This is a genomic window from Mesorhizobium sp. B2-1-1 (assembly GCF_006442975.2).
Taxonomy (GTDB): Bacteria; Pseudomonadota; Alphaproteobacteria; order Rhizobiales; family Rhizobiaceae; genus Mesorhizobium.
The window spans coordinates 630,264-650,729 of sequence record NZ_CP083954.1 but is presented as its reverse complement, the minus strand read 5'-3'; the positions used below and the strand labels follow the sequence as shown (position 1 = coordinate 650,729).

17 protein-coding genes are annotated in these 20,466 nt (G+C 64.4%); 9 read left to right on the top strand and 8 right to left on the bottom strand.

What is annotated here, in order from left to right:
* The first annotated feature begins 9 nt into the window (after window positions 1–9).
* The 3 genes from rpe (at window position 10) to FJ972_RS03095 (ending at window position 3,594) form a co-directional block, all read left to right on the top strand.
* Complete coding sequence (gene rpe / locus FJ972_RS03105) at window positions 10–687, top strand: ribulose-phosphate 3-epimerase (protein ID WP_140524315.1); 678 nt, start codon at window positions 10–12, stop codon at window positions 685–687.
* Between the two features lie 416 nt (window positions 688–1,103).
* A complete protein-coding gene (locus FJ972_RS03100) occupies window positions 1,104–1,850 on the top strand; it encodes a GntR family transcriptional regulator (RefSeq protein WP_140493447.1) in 747 nt (248 codons plus the stop codon).
* 214 nt (window positions 1,851–2,064) lie between these two features.
* Entirely contained in the window at window positions 2,065–3,594 is a 1,530-nt protein-coding gene (locus FJ972_RS03095) for a malonate--CoA ligase (protein WP_140524313.1), read from the top strand.
* 78 nt (window positions 3,595–3,672) lie between these two features.
* Here the strand turns inward: FJ972_RS03095 and FJ972_RS03090 are convergent, their stop codons facing one another.
* The 5 genes from FJ972_RS03090 to FJ972_RS03070 are packed head-to-tail and all read right to left on the bottom strand — an operon-like array spanning window position 3,673 to window position 8,676.
* Entirely contained in the window at window positions 3,673–4,785 is a 1,113-nt protein-coding gene (locus tag FJ972_RS03090; RefSeq protein ID WP_140524312.1) for an NAD(P)/FAD-dependent oxidoreductase, read from the bottom strand.
* Window positions 4,786–4,794: 9 nt separating this feature from the next.
* Window positions 4,795–5,973, bottom strand: a complete 1,179-nt coding sequence (gene nagA / locus FJ972_RS03085; RefSeq protein WP_140524310.1) for an N-acetylglucosamine-6-phosphate deacetylase — start codon at window positions 5,971–5,973, stop codon at window positions 4,795–4,797.
* Complete coding sequence (locus FJ972_RS03080; RefSeq protein WP_140491611.1) at window positions 5,970–7,022, bottom strand: SIS domain-containing protein; 1,053 nt, start codon at window positions 7,020–7,022, stop codon at window positions 5,970–5,972. Before FJ972_RS03080 ends, nagA begins: the two co-directional genes overlap by 4 nt.
* Window positions 7,019–7,801 carry a GntR family transcriptional regulator gene (locus FJ972_RS03075; RefSeq protein WP_140491609.1) on the bottom strand — a complete coding sequence of 261 codons (783 nt, stop codon included), beginning with the start codon at window positions 7,799–7,801 and terminating at the stop codon, window positions 7,019–7,021. Before FJ972_RS03075 ends, FJ972_RS03080 begins: the two co-directional genes overlap by 4 nt.
* Window positions 7,798–8,676 carry an N-acetylglucosamine kinase gene (locus FJ972_RS03070; protein ID WP_140491607.1) on the bottom strand — a complete coding sequence of 293 codons (879 nt, stop codon included), beginning with the start codon at window positions 8,674–8,676 and terminating at the stop codon, window positions 7,798–7,800. Before FJ972_RS03070 ends, FJ972_RS03075 begins: the two co-directional genes overlap by 4 nt.
* Before the next feature lie 199 nt (window positions 8,677–8,875).
* Here FJ972_RS03070 and FJ972_RS03065 point away from each other — a divergent pair, with 199 nt between their 5' ends.
* The 6 genes from FJ972_RS03065 to FJ972_RS03040 all read left to right on the top strand — a co-directional run bounded on the left by FJ972_RS03065 (window position 8,876) and on the right by FJ972_RS03040 (window position 15,974).
* Window positions 8,876–9,826 (top strand): N-acetylmuramic acid 6-phosphate etherase, encoded by a 951-nt coding sequence (locus FJ972_RS03065; RefSeq protein WP_140524308.1) that lies wholly within the window; start codon window positions 8,876–8,878, stop codon window positions 9,824–9,826.
* A gap of 117 nt (window positions 9,827–9,943) precedes the next feature.
* Window positions 9,944–11,203 carry an ABC transporter substrate-binding protein gene (locus tag FJ972_RS03060; RefSeq protein ID WP_140491603.1) on the top strand — a complete coding sequence of 420 codons (1,260 nt, stop codon included), beginning with the start codon at window positions 9,944–9,946 and terminating at the stop codon, window positions 11,201–11,203.
* Window positions 11,204–11,450: 247 nt separating this feature from the next.
* Window positions 11,451–12,380, top strand: coding sequence for a carbohydrate ABC transporter permease (locus tag FJ972_RS03055; protein ID WP_140524307.1), 930 nt, complete (start codon window positions 11,451–11,453; stop codon window positions 12,378–12,380).
* Between the two features lie 226 nt (window positions 12,381–12,606).
* Window positions 12,607–13,446, top strand: a complete 840-nt coding sequence (locus tag FJ972_RS03050; protein WP_140524303.1) for a carbohydrate ABC transporter permease — start codon at window positions 12,607–12,609, stop codon at window positions 13,444–13,446.
* Between the two features lie 241 nt (window positions 13,447–13,687).
* The gene (locus tag FJ972_RS03045; protein ID WP_140524301.1) at window positions 13,688–14,749 is read left to right on the top strand and encodes a Gfo/Idh/MocA family protein; all 1,062 of its coding nucleotides are present in this window, start codon (window positions 13,688–13,690) and stop codon (window positions 14,747–14,749) included.
* Window positions 14,750–14,975: 226 nt separating this feature from the next.
* Window positions 14,976–15,974 carry an ABC transporter ATP-binding protein gene (locus tag FJ972_RS03040; RefSeq protein ID WP_140514224.1) on the top strand — a complete coding sequence of 333 codons (999 nt, stop codon included), beginning with the start codon at window positions 14,976–14,978 and terminating at the stop codon, window positions 15,972–15,974.
* A 186-nt stretch (window positions 15,975–16,160) separates the two neighbouring features.
* Here the strand turns inward: FJ972_RS03040 and FJ972_RS03035 are convergent, their stop codons facing one another.
* The 3 genes from FJ972_RS03035 to FJ972_RS03025 all read right to left on the bottom strand — a co-directional run bounded on the left by FJ972_RS03035 (window position 16,161) and on the right by FJ972_RS03025 (window position 20,460).
* Window positions 16,161–17,006, bottom strand: coding sequence for a fumarylacetoacetate hydrolase family protein (locus FJ972_RS03035; protein WP_140514225.1), 846 nt, complete (start codon window positions 17,004–17,006; stop codon window positions 16,161–16,163).
* 170 nt (window positions 17,007–17,176) lie between these two features.
* Window positions 17,177–17,908, bottom strand: coding sequence for an SDR family oxidoreductase (locus FJ972_RS03030; RefSeq protein ID WP_140514227.1), 732 nt, complete (start codon window positions 17,906–17,908; stop codon window positions 17,177–17,179).
* Between the two features lie 179 nt (window positions 17,909–18,087).
* Window positions 18,088–20,460, bottom strand: a complete 2,373-nt coding sequence (locus tag FJ972_RS03025) for an aldehyde dehydrogenase family protein (protein WP_140524297.1) — start codon at window positions 20,458–20,460, stop codon at window positions 18,088–18,090.
* Window positions 20,461–20,466 lie beyond the last annotated feature (6 nt).

Here is a 20,466-nt window from a genome sequence, read left to right as displayed (position 1 = left end):
CCCGTCATCATGACGAAAAAAACCTTGATCGCACCTTCGGTGCTGGCTTCGGACTTTTCGAAGCTGGGCGACGAGGTCGAGGCCGTCGCGGCAGCCGGCGCCGACTGGATCCATCTCGATGTGATGGACGGCCATTTCGTCCCCAACATCACCTTCGGTCCGCCGGTGATCAAGGCGATCCGCAATCGCACCAAGGCTTTCTTCGACTGCCATTTGATGATTGCGCCGGCCGATCCCTATCTGGCAGCCTTCGCCGAGGCCGGGTGCGACGGCATGACCGTGCATGCCGAGGCCGGGCCGCATCTCGACCGCTCGCTGCAGACGATCAGGAATCTCGGCAAGAAGGCCGGCGTTTCGCTCAATCCGGCAACGCCGGAAAGTGCGATCGAATACGTGCTCGACAGGCTCGACCTGATCCTGATCATGACCGTCAACCCGGGTTTCGGGGGCCAGGCCTTCATTCCGGCAATCGTCGACAAGGTGAGGCGGGTCAAGGCGCTGATCGGCGGCCGGCCGATCCGCATCGAGATCGACGGCGGCGTGTCGCCCGAAACCGCGCCGCTGGTGACCGCCGCCGGCGCCGATGTGCTGGTGGCCGGCGCCGCCATCTTCAAGGGCGGCAGCGTGGAAGCGTACCGGGCAAATATAGAGGCGATCAGGACGGCGGCCGACAAGGCAGCCGGCTAAAAGCACCGCACAAGAACCGATGGAGGCCAGGATCTCCCCACGTGGTCAACCCCGGGGGCCTGCACTGCGCGCTTCGCTGCGGCTGGCCCCGCGACAAAAGCCATGGGCAGGATAAAAGGCCTGATTCGGTCCCACTGTTCGGTGTCTTTTGCGCGCGACGGAAAAGAGGTTCGCGCGGAGGCACGGAAGAACAGGTGATCCTGCATATAAACACGTTAAATTTCCGCCGGTTGTAGCCGAACACGATTTCGTTCGACCAGATATAGGATCGTGCATATTTCTTTGTTCTAAAGTACAATGACGCGATCTCCCGCTTGAGCGCGTCGAGGCGCGCGCGGTAGGGTACGTGTACGGAAAGGGAACTGTTTCTCGGACTCGAATTGCCCAAGACCAGATTTGGGGACAAGGAGCCGATTTTGACATACGCAGCTGCCAATCTGAATGACGACGGCACAGGCTCGAAGAGTACGCTCGCCAGCACTGTCTATCATCAACTCCGTGCCGATCTTCTGCGGGGCGCCTTTGAAACCGAGAGCAAGCTGCGGGTTGAGTGGGTTGTTTCCAAATATGGCGCCGGCGCTTCCCCGGTTCGTGAGGCTCTCAATCGCTTGGCTTCGGAAGGGCTTCTCGGTCGGCATGACCAGCGAGGCTTCTTCATCATGCCGGTCAGCGCGGCAGAGCTCGAGGAATTGACACGTACCCGTTGCTGGCTCGAGGAACGGGCGCTTCGCGAATCCATCGCCCACCGCACCGCCGAATGGGAAGAACAGCTGGTTCTGGCGTTGCATCGGTTGGGGCGCACCTCACGTCTCATGCCAACGGATCTGTCGTCGCTCAATCCGGACTGGGAGAGACTGCACCGCACTTTCCACCGTGCGCTGATCTCGGCCTGCCGGTCGCGATGGCTGGTGGGGTTTTGCGACCAGCTTTCCGATCACGCCTACCGCTACCGCCGAATGGCCAGTAACGGCGAAGGCGTCCAGCGCGACGATTTTGCGGAGCACCGCCTGATCGCGGAAAATGCGCTGGACGGTAATGCCGACGCCGCGGTCGAAGCCCTGCTCAATCACTATCGCCTGACGGCAGCCATGTGCATGGAGCGCTTCAAGCAGGTCGAAGCATCAGAGCCGGCCAGCGCCAGGGCCGAGCGCACCCCACGGTAGCGCCGCATCGCGCCCCAAGCCTTTGCCCCCCACCGCCGAGGCCTTCCGCTTTTCGCCGGCGACATGATCATGGCGGCCGCGTGGAGCCGCCCTTGCGGGCTTGACGGGTCGGCAAGAACCACCAACAGTCTGGCGCCGTGCAAGCGGCCGAACCGGAAGACAGGCCCGGCTCCGTCGGATGCATGCCTTTGGCCGCCAGACGCAGGAAGACCTCATGAGCAATCATCTGTTCGACATTTTCCGGTCCCGGATGCCGAAGCCCGGACGCCTGTTGATGCGGACGGATGACGGCCGCGTGCTGACTTATGGCGACATGCTGGCGCGCTCGGCGCAACTGGCGCACGCGCTTTCGCAACTTAGCGTCGAGCCCGGCGACCGGGTCGCGGTGCAGGTCGAGAAGAGCCCGGAAGCTATGCTGCTGTACCTCGCCTGCCTGCGTGCCGGCGCCGTCTTCCTGCCGCTCAACACCGCCTATACGCTGGCCGAACTCGCCTATTTCTTCGGCGACGCCGAGCCCCGGCTGGTCGTCTGCGATCCGGCACGGGCAGCCGACATCGAAGCCCTGGCGCAAAAATGCGGAGCCCTTGCCGTCACCCTCGACGGCAAGGGGCAAGGATCGCTGGCGGACCAGGCGTCGCGGCAATCGCCCGACTTCCACGACGTCGCGCGCGGTCCCGACGATCTTGCGGCGATCCTCTACACGTCGGGAACGACCGGCCGCTCGAAAGGGGCCATGCTCAGCCACGAGAACCTCGCCTCGAATGCGCGCGTGCTGGTCGACTATTGGCGCTTCACATCGGACGATGTGCTGATCCACGCACTGCCCATCTTCCACACCCATGGGCTGTTCGTCGCCACCAACGTCATCCTGATGGCCGGCGCCTCGATGCTGTTCGAGCAGAAATTCGACGCAGGGCGCATCGTCTCGCTCTTGCCGGACGCCACGGCGCTGATGGGCGTGCCGACCTTCTATGTCCGGCTCTTGCAGCAGGACGGGTTGACCCGCGAGGCGGCAAGAAACATCCGCCTGTTCGTTTCCGGCTCCGCGCCGCTGCTGGCCGAGACGCACAGGGCCTGGCGCGAGCGCACAGGCCACGCCATTCTCGAGCGCTACGGCATGACCGAGACCAACATGAACACCTCGAACCCCTATGATGGCGAGCGCCGCGCCGGCACCGTCGGCTTTCCCTTGCCTGGCGTGTCGTTGCGCATCGCCGACCCCGACACTGGCAGGCCGCTTGCCCAGGGTGAGGTCGGCATGATCGAGGTCAAGGGCCCGAACGTCTTCTCCGGCTACTGGCGCATGCCGGAAAAGACCAAAGCGGAATTCCGCGCCGACGGCTTCTTCATCACGGGCGATCTCGGCATGATCGACCCCGACGGTTATGTCCACATCGTCGGCCGCGGCAAGGACCTGATCATCTCGGGCGGCTACAACATCTATCCCAAGGAGCTCGAGAGCGAGATCGACGCGCTTGACGGCGTCCTGGAAAGTGCCGTCATCGGCGTTGCCCATCCCGATTTCGGCGAAGGCGTAACGGCCGTCGTGGTTCGCTCGCCGGCTTCGACCGTCACCGCTGCCGAGATACTCAATGCCATTGCCGCGCGCGTGGCGAAATACAAGCATCCCAAGCGCGTGGTCTTCGTCGACGAATTGCCGCGCAACACCATGGGCAAGGTGCAGAAGAATCTGCTGCGCGATACCTACAAGGACCTTTTTTCCATAAGCAGTCCCGCCAGCTAAGTCGATCCAGGCAAGGATACCTCATCCCGCTTGTTTGGACGGGAGGCATCGCGACAGTTTCGTGCGGTCGCCTGGGCACTATCGGGGGAACAAGAGACCGACGACATGCTCGGCCAGCGCCAGGCTTGCCGTCAGGCCCGGGCTCTCTATGCCGAACAGGTTGACGATCCGGCCCGCGCGGTGGTCGGCCGGCCCCTGCACCATGAAGTCGGCCGCCGGCTGGTTCGGGCCCGACAGTTTCGGCCTGATCCCGGCATAGGCCGGCAGCAGGGCGCCGTCCCTCAGATCCGGCCAATAGCGCCGGATCTCGTCATAGAAGACCGTGCTGCGGCCGGGATCCACCGTATAGTCCGCCTGGCCGATCCATTCGACGTCGGGGCCGAAGCGCGCGCTGCCGCCGAGGTCGAGGGTCAGGTGCACGCCCAGGCCGCCATTGACCGGCACTGGATAGATCAGCCGCGAGAATGGCGAGCGGTCCGAAAGCGAAAAGTAGTTGCCGCGCGCCAGCCAGAGCGGCGGCACGAGCTCTGGCGGGAACCCTTCGATGCTACCGGCCAGCGCCTGCGCGTCGAGCCCTGCGGCGTTGACGAAAGCGCCGGCTTTCAACGCGAACGTCTCGCCGTCGCCATCGCGCGTGGTGATACGAATCCCGTCGGCCTCGACCGTCGCCGCTGCGACGGCGGTCAGGAAGGCGAACGACGCACCGGCCGCCTCCGCGTCGCCGCGCAGCGACAGCATCAGCCCCTGGCTGTCGACGATGCCCGTCGACGGCGACAGCAGCGCCCCGGCGCAGCTCAGCGCCGGTTCGAGGCTTTCTGCTTGCGCGGCGGTCAGCAAATCGAGGTCGTCGACGCCGCATTGTTCCGCATTGGCCCGGATTGCATTGAGCCGAGGCAGCTGGCCCGGTCCGACGGCGACGATCAGCTTGCCGGTGCGTCGATGGCCGATGCCACGCTCGCGGCAATAGGCATAGAGCCGTTCGCGTCCTTCGACGCAGAAACGCGTCTTCAGGCTTCCGGGCGCGTAATAGAGCCCGGCATGAACGACTTCCGAATTGCGCGAGCTGGTGACGGTGCCGATCGAGGCGGCCTTTTCGATAACCAGCACTTCGCGGCCCGACAAGGCGAGCGCCCTGGCAATGGCGAGCCCGACGACGCCGGCTCCGGCGACGACGCAATCGACGTCAGCCATGGCCGGCTTTCACCGTTGCCCGCCGGCGCTGGTCGAAAAAACACTGTCGCCGCCGATCCAGACCCTTTTGATGTCGAGATCGTCCGAAAGCGCAACGATGTCGGCGGCGGTGCCCTTGGCGAAGCGGCCGAGCCGGTGCGACTGGCCGATCGCCTGCGCCGGATAGAGAGACGCCATGCGCAAGGCCTCGGAAAGCTCCACGCCCACGCTGCGATGGGTGAAACGCACAGCCGAGATCATGTCGAGATCCGCGCCGGCCAGCGTTCCATCGGCAAGCCGCAGGCTGCCGTCCTTGCGGTAGATGGTGCGGCCGTTGAGCGTGAAGGAGGTCATGTCGGTGCCGATCGTCGCCATGGCGTCGGTGACCAGCACGATCCTGCCCGGCCCCTCTTTGGCCCGCAGCGCTATTGCGATGGTGGCGGGATCGACATGGATGCCGTCGGCGATCAGTCCCGCGGACAGGCCGCCGATGTCGATGGCGGCGCCGGCCAGTCCCGGCTCCCGGTTGCCGATCTGGCTCATGGCGTTGAACAGATGCGTGACCACGCTGGCGCCGGCCTCGCTGAATGCTTTGGCCGTGGCGTAGCCGCTGTCGGAATGGCCGAGGCTGACGATGATGCCGGCCTTGGCCAGCGCCGTCACGCGGGTCGCCTCGACGGATTCGGGTGCGATCGTGGTGAGCAGCACCGGGAGCTTGGCTCTTGCCGCGATCAGCATCGCCTCGTCCTTGTCCGTCATCGGCCGGATCAGCGCCGGGTCATGCGCGCCCTTGCGGGCGATCGACAGATGTGGACCTTCCAGATGCAGCCCGAGAAACCCCGGCACTTTCCGCAGTGCCGACGCCTCGCCGGCGGCAATCGCCGCGGCGGTGATATCAGCCGTATCGGTGATCAGCGTCGGCAGCAGCGCCGTGGTGCCGAACGGCGCATGCGCCCGGCAGATGGTCTCGATCGAGGCGACATCGGGGTGATCGTTGAGCATGACGCCGCCGCCGCCATTGACCTGGATGTCGACGAAGCCCGGCGTCAGCATGCCGCCGCCGGTGTCGACGCGGCGCATATCCGCGGCAAGCGCGCCGGTGGGCAGGATGGCCTCGACCAGGCTGTCGCGCACGACGAGGGCATGACCGTCATGCCAGTCGTCGCCGTCGAAGATACGGGCGCCAGTCAGGGCGAAACGGTCGCTCATACGGTCTCCGTCACCTTGCGAAGGTTGCGCGGCGTATCCGGGTCGAGGCCGCGGTGGCGCGCAAGGGCCTCGACGAACACGTAGAAGGACACGATCAGCGTCAGCGGATCGGTCAGTGGATGGCCGGTGGCGACATGCGGCAGGCGTGTGGCCTTGTTCGCCAGCATCGAGGTGACGAAGACCGGCGCCCCCTTGGCCGCCAGGCTGTCGGCGGCTTCGGCCACGGACGGTTCGGATGCGTCGCGCGCGGCCAGGGCCAGCACCGGAAAATCGGGGCCGATCAGCGCCAGCGGGCCATGCATGACTTCGGCAGCACTGTAGGCCTCGGCATGCATGCCGCAGGTTTCCTTGAATTTCAGCGCCGCTTCGTTAGCCATCGCCGCGGATGGGCCGCGGCCGAGGATGAACAGCGACTTCTGCTTTTCGATCGTTTCGACGAGCACGCTCATCCAGTCGCAAGCGATCGCCTTGCCGAAATGCTCGGGCAAGCGGGCAAGCGCCTTGAGAAGCGCTTCGTCGCCGGTGGAATGCGCCATCAGAGCAAGGCCGGCGACGGCGGAATTGACGAAGGTCTTGGTCGCCGCGACGCTGCGCTCGGGCCCGGCCAGGATGTCGATCGCATGGTCCGAGGCGCGCGCCAGCGGTGAATCGGCGGTGTTGGTGACGGCGATGGTCAGCGCGCCACCTGCCCGTGCGGTTTCGGCCATGGCGACGATGTCGGGGCTCTTGCCCGACTGCGAGATGGCCAGGCACGCGGAGCCGCCGAGCCTGAGCTTGCGGCCATAGATCGAAGCGATGGAAGGGCCGACCGAAGCCACCGCAAGACCGGCGGTGAGTTCGACCGCGTATTTCATGAAAGTAGCGGCATGGTCGGACGAGCCGCGCGCCACAGTGACGACGAAATGCGGGTCGCGCTCGCGAATGCCGCGGCCGGCTTCGGAAAGTACGGCACCGGAACCGTCGAGCAGGCGGGCGACGGCTTGCGGGATCTCCTCGATCTCGCGCCGCATATGGGTCGGCTCCGTCGATTTGTTAGGCTCGGTCGTCATGGTCGGCCCTCTTCGCTCGGCCCTGTCAGCCGCAGTTCGGCGACGAAATCATAAGCGTCGCCCCTGTAGATGGAGCGGGTGAACTCGATCACCTTGCCGCTCGCCAGATAGGAAATACGCTCGATGTGCAGGCCGGCAATGCCCGGCGGCACTTCGAGCAGGCGCGCGTCGCCGTCGCCGAGATTGGCGGCCGAGATGCGCTGCACCGCGCGCACCGGCCTGTTGCCGGTCAATTCCAGGGCTGCGTAGAGCGAGGAGCCAATTCCAGCGGGGTCCGGCAGCACGCTGGCCGACAGCGAGGCGCGCTCGATCGCCAGCGGCGTGTCGTTGGCGATGCGCAGGCGCGCCACGCGCGCCACCAATTCGTTCGACGACAGGCCAAGCACCATCATCTCGTCGGGCGAGGGCGCGTAAAGGCCGCGGTCGAGCCAGGCCGAGCGCACAACCATGCCGCGCCGCGCCATGTCCTCGGTGAAGGAGGTCAGCCGCGACAGCGACTGCTCGACCCGCTCCATGCGCGGCGCCACGAAGGTGCCGGAGCCGTGGCGCTGGACCAGGATGCCGCCCTTGACGAGGTCCTGCACCGCCTTACGCACGGTGACACGCGAAATATCGGCCTTGATGGCGATGTCGCGCTCGGAAGGCAGCGCGTCGCCGGGCCCGATCAGACCGCGATTGACGGCATCCTCAATGCTTTTGCGCAGTTGCAGGTAGAGCGGCGCACCGCTTTGCGAGGACTGTTTCAGCGCGGCGAAGATCTGGTCGGCGGCGTCGCTCATCGAGCCGCTCCCCTCGGCGCGAACAGGCGGACCGCCATCTGCACGGCGCCGCCGAGCGCATCGTCGAGCGGCTCCCGAAGCAGCGCCCGATAGCGTGCAGACAAGCGCGGCGCGTAGAGCGGCGCCAGCCCGCCGAGCAGGCAGAGCGGCGCGTCTGCCGCCAACTCCAGCGCGCCAAGCGAGGCCTCGACATCGGCGACCGCCTTGTCGAGGATCCAGTTGGCGACCGCGTCGCCTTTTTCGGCATGTTCGAACACTTTGGGGGCGAAGCCGCCGAAATCGCCGGGCTTGGCATTGGTGGTGAACTCGACCACATCCTCCGGATTGTCGCGGAACACGGCCATCATGCTATCGGTCAGCGGCGTGCGCGCTCGCACGCCATCATGGGCAAGCAGGGTCTGTTCGAGCAGGTCGCGGCCGATGCGGGCGCCGCTGCCCTGGTCGCCGACCTGGAAGCCCCAGCCGCCGATGGCACGCGACTTGCCGTTCTTGCGCGCCATGTAGGCGGTGCCGGTGCCGAGGATCGCCATGGCGCCGTCGCCGGAACCGACTGCGCCTTCCAGCGCGATTTCGGCATCGGTTTCGACGCGGCTGGTGCTGAACGGCAGGATCGCCTCGAGCTGCTGCCGGTAGGTGCCGACATTGGCGCCGGCGAGGCCGAGAATGGCCGGTGTTTGCGGGATCAGGTCCGGATCCTGGCCAGCCGCGACAAAGGCTTGCCGCGCCGCCTCGACGATGTTCGACCGGGCGCCGGTCAGGTCGGTGCGGATGTTGGCGGCGCCGCTTTTGGCGCGGCCGAGCACCGTGCCGTCCGCCATTGCCAAGGCCGCCCTGCAGCTGGTGCCGCCGCCATCGATGCCAAGCACGAATTTCACGTGATTTCTCCTCCAGGCCGATAATACCAATAAAATACCAATAGCCAAGGGTTAATTTCCGCTGCAAAAAGATTAGAGCGTATTTCACTGAAAAACTTGGCCATTTACCTGCGCCAGCGATTTCGGTGCGGCGAATTCGTTAATGCGTGTGGACAAGTGGTATTTTTTTGGTATTGTTTTCCGAATTGGAGGAATTGGGATGGCCGAAACGCGCACCGAAGCGCTGCACAGGAATGCTGAGGGGCTGGATATCCAGGCTCCCGAAGCGATCCTTGCTTCGCTGGCCGATGCGCAGGTCGAGGCGGCGAAGATTGTGCGCAACGCCATTCCCTCCATCGCCGAAGCGGCCGAGATCATCACCGGTAGCCTGAAGGGCGGCGGCAAGCTCGCCTATGCCGCGGCCGGCAGCTCCGGCCTGATGGCGCTTGCCGATGCGCTGGAACTGCCTGGCACCTTCGGCATCCGTCGCGACCGCATCGCCATCCTGATCGCCGGCGGCGATGAGGCCTTCAGAACGCTGGCCGGCGGCCCCGAAGACGATAAAGAGGAGGCCGCGACAGCGGTCGCCAACGCCGGCATTGGCAAGGGCGACTGCCTGATCGCAATCTCGGCCAGTGGTACGACGCCCTATGCACTGCGGGCGATCGAGGAAGCCGCCCGTCGCGGTGCGGCCACCATCGGCATCGCCAACAACCGGGACTCGGCTCTGCTGCGTCTGTCTGGAATCGCCATCCTGCTCGAAACGCCGCCGGAAGTGATCGCCGGCTCGACGCGCATGGGCGCCGGCACGGCCCAGAAGATCGCCCTCAATATGCTGTCGACGCTCGCCGCCATCCATCTCGGCCATGTCCATGACGGCTACATGGTCAATCTCATGGCCGACAACAGCAAGCTGCGCGACCGCGCGGCGCGGATCGTCGCGGCCATCAGCGGCGGCAGCCGCGACGACGCGGCCCGCCTGCTCGAAAAGAGCGGCGGTGCGGTCAAGACCGCCATTCTGCTTGCCGCCGGCGCCGACAGCGCCGACACGGCGCAGAAGATACTGGAAGAGGCCGGCCAGAAGCTGCGGCCGGCCCTTTCCGCGCTGGGGCATGATCCCGAAAAGTGGAGACCGCTTTTCGGAAAAGATCATGCTCGAACAAAGAAATAGAGCCTGTTTCATCCCGGTGTCCATCGGGGTGAAACAGGCTTGCGAGGGGAGCAAGGGGCGCAACGCCTCTGTTCTCATCAAAACCGAACCTGAAAAAGGTCAACAGGGAGACTGAGCATGACAACGAAACTACTGACGGCACTGCTTCTGGGCACCAGCATTCTCGGCTCCGCCGGGGTGGCTTACGCCGAGGACGTAACGCTCAACATCGAAAGCTGGCGCGGCGACGACCTTGCCATCTGGAAGGACAAGCTGATCCCGGCTTTCGAAGCCAAGAACCCCGGCATCAAGGTGGTGTTCGCGCCCTCGGCGCCGACCGAATATGACGCGGCTCTCGGCGCCAAGCTCGCCGCCGGTTCGGCGGGCGACCTGATCACCTGCCGCCCGTTCGACAAGTCGCTCGAGCTGTTCAAGAAGGGCAATCTCGCGGACCTCTCCTCGCTGCCGGGCATGGACAACTTCTCGCCGGTGGCCAAGTCCGCCTGGCAGACCGACGACGGCAAGGCGACCTTCTGCGTGCCGATGGCGTCGGTCATCCATGGCTTCATCTACAACAAGGACGCCTTCGACAAGCTCGGCATCAAGGTGCCGGAGACCCGTGACGAGTTCTTCGCCGCGCTCGACAAGATCAAGGCCGACGGCACTTACATCCCGATGGCGATGGGCACCAAGGATCTCTGGGAAGCCGCGACCATGGGCTACCAGAACATCGGCCCCAACTACTGGAAGGGCGAGGAAGGCCGCGCGGCCCTCATCAAGGGCGAGCAGAAGCTGACCGACAAGGACTGGGTCGCGCCCTATGAGGAACTGGCCAAGTGGAAGCCCTATCTCGGCGACGGCTTCGAGGCGCAGACCTATCCGGACAGCCAGAACCTGTTCACGCTCGGCCGCGCCGCCATTTACCCGGCCGGCTCGTGGGAAATCGGCCTGTTCAACACTCAGGCCCAGTTCAAGATGGGTGCCTTCCCGCCGCCGGTCGAGAAGGCCGGCGATACCTGCTACATCTCCGACCATACCGATATCGGCATGGGCCTGAATGCGGGCTCCAAGCATGCGGATGCGGCCAAGACCTTCTTGTCCTGGGTGGCCTCGCCGGATTTCGCCACCATCTACGCCAACGCGCTGCCGGGCTTCTTCAGCCTGAACTCCTCGCCGGTGAAGATGGAAGACCCGCTGGCGCAGGAATTCGTCTCCTGGCGCGGCAAGTGCAAGTCGACGATCCGCTCGACCTACCAGATCCTGTCGCGCGGCACGCCGAACCTCGAGAACGAGACCTGGGTCGAATCGGCCAATGTCATCAACGGCACCGATACGCCGGAAGCCGCTGCCAAGAAGCTGCAGGACGGCCTCGACAGTTGGTACAAGCCCGCCAAGTAAGGCTCGGGCAATGAGCTGGGCCGTTCCAAGTGGACGGCCCAGCGTTTTTCGATAGCATCGACTGCGAAGGACGGCGCCGCCCCTTATCCGCCTGCCGGCACCTTCTCCCCGTACAGTGACGGTGAGAAAGGGAGTTGCCGCAACGCTGGCGACCTCCTCTCCGTTCTTCACCGGGAGAGGGTAAGGATGAGGGGCACCGCTGTTGTCGAAAGCATTTTCCCAGACCTGATCGGTGGGGACCGAACTCATGGCCGCACAAGCACGACCGAAAAGACCGATCCGCTGGCATATCGCCGTCTTCCTGGCGCCGGCGGTGCTCGTCTATACGGCGATCATGATCCTGCCGCTCGCCGGCACTTTGCAGCTGTCGCTGTTCCGCAACATCGAGCAATCCCAGGTCTTCGTCGGGCTGGCAAACTTCCGCACCCTGTTCGGCGATCCAAACTGGTCGGTGAATTTCTGGAACGCGCTGCGCAACAATGTCTGGTTCTTCATCATCCACATGCTGGTGCAGAACCCGATCGGCGTACTGCTGGCCGCACTTCTGTCCAGCCCCAGGCTGCGCTTTTCGGCCTTCTACCGCACGGCGATCTTCGTGCCGACCATCCTGTCCTTCGTCATCGTCGGCTTCGCCTGGAAGCTCATCCTGTCGCCGCTATGGGGCGTGGCACCGCACATGATGGACCTGGTCGGCCTTAAAAGCCTGTTCACGCCATGGCTCGGCAAGGAGCAGTATGCGCTGACCGCGCTTAGCCTGGTCTCGGTGTGGCAGTTCGTCGGCATCCCCATGATGCTGATCTACGCCGCGCTGCTGTCGATCCCCAATGAGGTCATAGAGGCGGCGGAATGCGATGGCATCACCGGCCTGTCGCAGTTCTGGAAGATCAAGCTGCCGCTGATCCTGCCCTCGATCGGCATCATCTCGATCCTGACCTTCGTCGGCAATTTCAACGCCTTCGACCTGATCTACACCGCGCAGGGCGCGCTCGCCGGGCCGAATTATTCGACCGACATTCTCGGCACCTTCCTCTACCGCGCATTCTTCGGCTTCCAGCTGCAGGTCGGCGACCCCAACATGGGCGCGACCATCGCCACGATCATGTTCCTGATCATCCTCGGCGGTGTCTGCGTCTACCTCTTCCTCATCCAGACGCGCCTGCGTCGATATCAGTTTTAGGGGGCGATATGTCGAGCTCGAGCACCCCCCTCTGTCCTGCCGGACATCTCCCCCGCAAGGGGGGAGATCAGCTGTTGTCACGGCCTTCGCCAGCCACCAGCGATGCAGGAGATGTGTCGGCGCCAAAGCTGCCAATCTCCCCCCTTGCGGGGGAGATGGCCGGCAGGCCAGAGGGGGGTGGCTGGGTGCTGTTCCTCGGCAAAGTAGCTCCTCAGGAGACCATCCAATGAGCACCGCCACCCGTTCGCTGCCCCGCACGATCGGCGCTCATGCGATCCTGCTGACCTACACGGCGATCGCGCTGTTCCCGGTGATCCTGGTCATCATGAATTCGTTCAAATCCCGCGCCGGCATATTCGGCGCGCCGCTGACACCGCCGACGCCAAAGACCTTCGACCTGATCGGCTATACCACGGTGATCGGCCAGGGCGATTTCATCCACTATTTCCAGAACAGCCTCGTCGTCACCGTCGCCTCGCTGTTCTTCGTGCTGCTGTTCGGCGCCATGGCGGCATTCGCCCTGTCGGAATACCGTTTTCGCGGCAATACGCTGATGGGCCTCTATCTGGCGCTGGGCATCATGATCCCGATCCGGCTGGCCACCGTCGCCATCCTGCAATTGATGGTGGCGAGCGGGCTGGTCAACACGCTGACGGCGCTGATCCTGGTCTACACCGCGCAAGGCCTGCCGCTGGCCGTCTTCATTCTGTCGGAATTCATGAGGCAGGTGTCGGACGATCTGAAGAACGCCGGCCGCATCGACGGCCTGTCGGAATACACCATCTTCTTCCGGCTGGTGCTGCCGCTGGTGCGGCCATCGATGGCGACAGTCGCCGTCTTCACCATGATCCCGATCTGGAACGATCTGTGGTTCCCGCTGATCCTGGCGCCGTCGGAAGAGACCAAGACGGTGACGCTCGGCGCGCAGCTCTTTCTCGGCCAGTTCGTCACCAACTGGAACGCCATCCTGGCCGCGCTCTCGCTGGCGATCATGCCGGTGCTGATCCTCTACGTCATCTTCTCGCGGCAGCTGATCCGCGGCATCACGTCAGGAGCCGTCAAGTGAGCGGACAAATCTCTGTTGGAGCCTTCACCCCACCCGGCGCTTCGCGCCGACCTCCCCATGATGGGGAGGTCGAAGGTCACGGCTTCATTCACGACGGCCAAGGGACACGTTTCGGAGAAGCCTCTTTGAGCGTGGCGGGGGTCACGCCGACGTCCTACCTCCCCTCGATGGGGAGGTCGGCGCGTAGCGCCGGGTGGGGTGACACCCTCTCAAGAGAAATCAGGATATCTGGAGCAGCTCGGTGAACTCTGAAACGCCCCTTCGCGTCGTCGTCGCCGGCCTCGGCAATATGGGCCGCAGCCATGCGCTCGCCTATCACACCAATCCGGGCTTCGAGATCGCCGCGTTGATCAACCGCTCCGACGTGCCGCTGCCGAATGGGCTGTCGGGCTACGGCATCAGGCGCTCCTTCGACGATGCGCTGCGCGACGAAAAGCCCGATGTCGCCTGCATAGCCACTTATTCCGACAGCCACGCCGACTATGCGGTGAGGGCGTTCGAGGCCGGCTGCCATGTCTTCGTCGAAAAGCCCCTGGCGACGACGGTGGCCGACGCCAGGCGCGTCGTCGCGGCCGCCAAGGCCAATGGCAGGAAACTGGTGATCGGCTACATACTGCGCCACCACCCGTCCTGGATCAGGCTGATCGCCGAGGCGCGCAAGCTCGGCGGCCCTTATGTCTTCCGCATGAACCTCAACCAGCAGTCCTCTGGCCATACCTGGGAGACGCACAAGCAATTGATGCGCACGACCTCGCCGATCGTCGACTGCGGCGTGCATTATCTCGACGTCATGCTGCAGATCACCGACGCCAGGCCGGTCGAGGTGCGCGGCATGGGCGTGCGGCTGACCGAGGAGGTGGCGCCCACGATGTACAATTACGGCCACCTCCAGGTGCTGTTCGATGACGGCTCGGTCGGCTGGTACGAGGCCGGCTGGGGACCGATGATTTCGGAGACCGCGTTCTTTGTCAAAGATGTCATCTCGCCGACGGGCTGCGTGTCGATCGTCATGAAGGAAGGCGTTAAGTCCGACGACATCGACACTCACACCAAGACGTCGACCATCCGCCTGCACAGTGCGAAAACCGGCGCGGACGGCAAGTTCGCCAAGCCAGACGAGATGCTGTCGATGGAGGGCGAACCCGGCCACCAGGATCTCTGCGATCTCGAACAGGCTTTTGTCCTCAAGGCGATCCGCGAGGATATCGATCTCACCCGCCATATGGACGACGCCGTGAAATCGCTCGCCGTCTGCCTTGCCGCCGACGAGAGCGTGCGCAGCGGGAAGGCGGTGCGATTGTGAAAAGGGAGCTAGCGGCAGGGGTTGCGGTCTACGGCGCCCCCCTCTGGCCTGCCGGCCATCTCCCCCTCAAGGAGGGAGATCAGCTGTCGGCATGGCCTTCGCCGATCACAAACGTCAAAAAGAGTGTTTCAGCGTCAAAGCTGCCAATCTCCCCAGTTGAGGGGGAGATGTCCGGCAGGACAGAGGGAGGCGCCCTGGCGCCCACTCATCAATTTGGAGGACTGCCGTGGGCTCGCTGAAGATCGAGAATGTGAAGAAGGCCTTCGGCCCGGTCGAGGTGCTGAAGGGCATCGACCTCGAGGTGACGGATGGCGAATTCGTCGTCTTCGTCGGCCCCTCGGGCTGCGGCAAGTCGACTTTGCTGAGGGTGATCGCCGGGCTGGAGGATTCGACCTCGGGCCGGGTGGTCATCGATGGCGCGGATGTCTCGGCCACGCCGCCGGCCAAGCGCGGCATCGCCATGGTGTTCCAGACCTATGCGCTCTATCCGCACCTGACGGTGAAGAACAATATGGGCCTTGGCCTCAAGCAGGCCGGCACGCCGGCGCCCGAGATCGAGCGCCGCATCGGCATCGCCTCGTCCATGCTGTCGCTTGAGCCCTATCTGGAAAGGCGTCCCGCGGAACTCTCCGGCGGCCAGCGCCAGCGCGTCGCCATCGGCCGCGCCGTGGTGCGCGAGCCAAAGCTGTTCCTGTTCGACGAGCCTTTGTCCAATCTCGACGCGGCACTGCGCGTCAACACGCGGTTGGAAATCGCGCAGCTGCATCGCCGCCTCAAGGCGACGATGATCTACGTCACCCACGACCAGGTCGAGGCGATGACGCTGGCAGACAAGATCGTGGTGCTCAATGCCGGGAAAATCGAGCAGATCGGCGGACCGATGGAACTCTACAATTCGCCGGCGAACGAATTTGTCGCGGGCTTCATCGGCTCGCCGAAGATGAACTTCATCGACGGCGCCAGGCTTGGGGAAACCGCCAAGAGCATCGGCGTGCGGCCGGAGCATCTGACTGTCGACCCGAAATCCGGCGCCTGGAAAGGCACGGTCGTGCATGCCGAGCACCTCGGCGCCGACACCAATCTCTATCTCGACTGCGAGAAGGCCGGGCTGATCACCGTGCGCATTTTCGGTGTTTATGACGCCGAGCCGGGGGCGACACTTTATGCAACGCCGGATCCGGCGAAGACCTATCGGTTTGGCGCGGATGGGAAGGTGCTGAAGTAGTATCGCAACATAGTTGGCGCTGCCCCTCATTCGCCTGCCGGCACCTTCTCCCCGTATAGTGACGGGGAGAAGGAAGATAGCTCCAGCGCCGGCGATTGGCGAAAGCAGCAACGACAGCGTCCTTCTCCCCGTTTTACGGGGAGAAGATGGCGGCAGCCAGATGAGGGGCGGCGCGACTTGTGAAAGTTATGCGTCAGCCCTGAACGTCTGCTTCTGCTGGCCCAACCCTTCGATGCCCAGCTCCACCACGTCGCCGGCCTTCAAGAACACCGGCGGCTTCATGCCCAATCCAACGCCGGGCGGCGTGCCTGTCGAAATGATGTCGCCGGGATGCAGCGACATGAACTGGCTGAGATAGGACACAAGATAGGCGACGCCGTAGACCATGGTCTTCGTCGAGCCGTTCTGCATGGTCTTGCCGTTGACGGTCAGCCACATCTTCAGGTTCTGCGGATCCGAGACCTCGTCCTTGGTCACCAGCCATGGGCCGGTCGGGCCGAACGTGTCGCAGCTCTTGCCCTTGGTCCATTGGCCCTGGCGCTCGGCCTGGAAGGCGCGCTCGGAGACATCGTGCGCGACGCAGTAGCCGGCGACATAATCGAGCGCATCGGCCTGGCTGACATATTTTGCCGTTTTGCCGATGACCACGCCGAGCTCGACCTCCCAGTCGGTCTTTTCCGAGCCGCGCGGGATCAGCACGTCATCGTCCGGTCCGACGATGGCCGAGCTGGCCTTCATGAAGATGATCGGCTCCGGCGGCACGGTGGCGCCGGTCTCGGCGGCGTGGTCGGAATAGTTGAGGCCGATGCAGATGAACTTGCCGGTGCCGGCAACGCAGGCACCGAGCCGCGGCTTGCCGGAAACCGCCGGCAGCGACTTTGCGTCGAGCTTGGACAGCATCTCCAGCGAGGCCGGGTGAAGCGTGGTGCCGGCAATGTCGGCGACATGGGCGGAGAGGTCGCGGATCGTCCCATCCGCATCGAGCAGGCCGGGGCGTTCGCTCCCCACCTCGCCATAGCGCAGCAGTTTCATTTAGACCCTTCTCCTGGTTGCGGCCTCGCGGCCTTTTGCAAACTCTTCACCGAAACGAATGGCTCCCGTTGGGGCAAGCCGGCGGACCGTACCACCGGCCTGATCCAGGGCAAGCGCGGACACCATATAGTGATCGCCGGTGAGCGGGATTTTCAGACTCCTCGATCCGGTCAGATCGACCAGCCACCATCGATATTGTAGGCCTGCCCGGATGTGTAGGTGGCGCCGGCCAGATAGACGGCCAGATCGGCGATTTCCTCCGGCGTGCCGAGCCGGCCCATCGGCTGGCGCGCGATGAAGGCGGCGCGCGCGGCTTCATAATCGCCCTGCGCGTGCATGCGATCCTGCAGCGACGGGCTCTCGACCGTACCGGGGCAGATGGCGTTGCAGCGTATGCCCTTGCCGACATAGTCGGCCGCGACTGCCTTGGTCAGGCCGATCACCGCAGCCTTGGTGACGCCATAGGCGAAACGGTTCGGCACGCCCTTCTGCGAACTCGCCAGCGAGGCCATGTTGATGATCGACCCGTCTGCGCGCTCCAGCATGCCGGGCAGCACGGCGCGGATGGTGCGGATCATGGCGCGAACGTTGAGGTTGAGAGCGAAATCGAGATCGCTGTCCTTCATCTCCAGGATTGAGCCGGAGTGGACGAAACCGGCGCAGTTGAACAGCACGTCGACGCGGCCGATCCCGGCGAAGGCGGTGTTGACCGCCTCGTCATTGAGCACGTCGACCTTGCGTGTCTTGATCCCGGCAGTCTTGGCGAGTTCCGCCAGCAGCGTTTCGTTGATGTCGGTGGCATGGACGGTAGCTCCTGCCTTGGCGAAGGCGAGCGCGCTTGCCTTGCCGATGCCTTGCGCCGCTGCCGTGATGACGACGACCTTGCCTGCCAGATCCGCCATGCTGTTCTCCTCCTGGGTTAACTGCCTTTATCGGCGGCCTGCGAAGGCGTCATGTGCCAGTCACAGGCCATGATGTGGCCTGCTCTGTCAGTTCACAGATAAAGATGTTTTTTCTCGTTAAAGAACATAAGCCCGAGCGTCAAGCCCGAACCCGATCTCCATTGTGACAGCATGGAACGTCAGTCGCCGTAGGGCACCCAGACGTTCTTCACCTCGACGGCGCGGCGCAGCAAAGCATCGCCAGCGGCTTCTTCCGAGGCCCAGTCGAGGCTACGGCCATTGCCGCTCCAGATACGTTTGAGGTTGCCGACGGACTCGACCTCCGCCTTGGCGCAGGTGTCGGCATCGGCGAACAGCCAGAGCCCATCGACATCGTCATGCTTGGCCAGCACGCCGGCAAGTTCGGCCGTGCGGCCGGTGACGATGTTGATGGCGCCGGCAGGCACGTCGGAATATTCGATGACCTGATACAAGTCGGTGGCGAGCAGCGGATGGCGCTCCGAAGGCACCGCGACCACCGTGTTGCCCATTGCCAGCGCCGGCGCGACCAGCGAGATGAACCCGAGCAGCGGCTGACTGTCGGGCGCGACGATGCCGACGACGCCAACCGGCTCATGCAATGCCAGCGTCACCGCCCGTGCCGGCGGCTGGTGCACGCGCCCCTCGAACTTGTCGGCAAGTCCGGCATAGAGAAACAACCGCTCGATCGACTGGTCGACCTCCTCGCGTGCCGCCTTGGCGGTCGCGCCCGTGAGCTGGACGAGGCGTGAAGCGAATTCCTCCGCCCGGCCGGAGAGGTTTTCCGCCAGATAGTAGAGCACCTGTGAGCGGTTGTAGGCGGTCGCCTCCGGCCAGCTCTTGCAGGCCCGCGCCGCGGAGACGGCATCGCGTATATCCTTGCGGTTGCCCAAGCCGACTTCGCCGGCAAGCTTGCCCTTGGCGGTGACAACCGCCAGCGAGTAGTTGCCGTCCGGCCGGACCTGTTTGCCGCCGATGAACAGCTTTGCCGTCCGGTCGATTGCTGTGCCATCGGCCTGCTCGACCGGTTGTGTCGAGGCTGCCGCCGGCTTGATGACCGGGCCAAGCGGCAGCTTTGCCGTGAGATATTCGAACATGCCTTCGCGCCCGCCCTCGCGGCCGAAACCGCTCTCGCGGTAGCCGCCAAAGCCGCAGGCGGCGTCGAACATATTGGTGCCGTTGACCCAGACGACACCCGCTTTCAATTGCGGCGCGACGTGCAAGGCAAGATTGACGTTTTCGCTCCACACCGAAGCGGCAAGGCCATAGCGGGTGTTGTTGGCGAGCTCGATCGCTTCCTCGGTGTTGCGGAACGTCATGGTCGCCAGAACGGGGCCGAATACTTCTTCCTGGGCGAGAATATTAGCCGGCGAAACGCCGGTAGCGAGGGTCGGCAGATGGTAATAGCCGGATGAGGGCAGCGCCGCATCCGGCTGCCAGCAGACCGCCCCCTGTTTTGCGCCCTCGGCGACCAGGCCCTTGACGCGATCGAGCTGCGTCAGATCGACCAGCGGGCCGATATCGGTGTTCTTGTCCAGTGGGCTGCCGACGCGCAGCCGGCTCATCCTGACCTTGACCTTGGCGATGAAGGCGTCGGCGATGCCCTCCTGCACCAGCAGCCGCGAACCGGCGCAGCAGACCTGTCCCTGGTTGAACCAGATGCCGTCGACCAGACCTTCGACGGCGCTGTCGAGATCGGCATCCTCGAACACGATGAAGGCCGACTTGCCGCCAAGCTCCAGCGACAGCTTCTTGCCCGAGCCGGCGGTAGCCTTGCGTATGATCTTGCCGACTTCCGAAGACCCGGTGAAGGCGATCTTCTGGATGCCGGGGTGGTTGACGATGGCCGCACCCGCTTCCGGGCCGCCCTGCACGATGTTGACGACGCCTTTCGGCACGCCGGCGCGTTCGCAGATTTCGGTGAACAGGATGGCTGTCAGCGGCGTGAACTCGGCCGGCTTCAGCACCACCGTGCAGCCGGCGGCCAGCGCCGGCGCGATCTTCCAGGCCAGCATCAGCAGCGGAAAGTTCCAAGGGATGATCTGGCCGACGACGCCGACGCCCTTGTGGCCGGGGAAATCCTTGTCCAGCGCCTGCGCCCAGCCGGCGTGATGGATGAAGTGGCGGATCGCCAATGGCACATCGATGTCGCGGCTCTCACGGATCGGTTTGCCATTGTCGATTGTCTCAAGCACCGCGAACAGGCGCTGGTGGCGCTGCATGGCGCGGCCGATGGCATAGAGCACTTTTGCCCTGGTATAGCCCGAGGAGGCCGACCATTTCGGCAGCGCCTTGGTGGCCGCCGCGACCGCGGCGTCGATGTCGGCGGCTCCGGCATCCGAGACCTTGGCCAGCAGCTTGCCGGAAGAAGGCTCGCTGGTCTCGAAGGTCTTGCCGCCGCCAGCCGCCTTCCAGGTGCCGTCGATGAACAATGCCTTGGAAAAATCGCGCGCGGCAAGCCAGGCGTCGGCCTCGTTGCGGGCTTCCGGCGCCGGACCGTATTCCATGGCGTGATAGCGTTCGAGAATGTTCATGGGGCC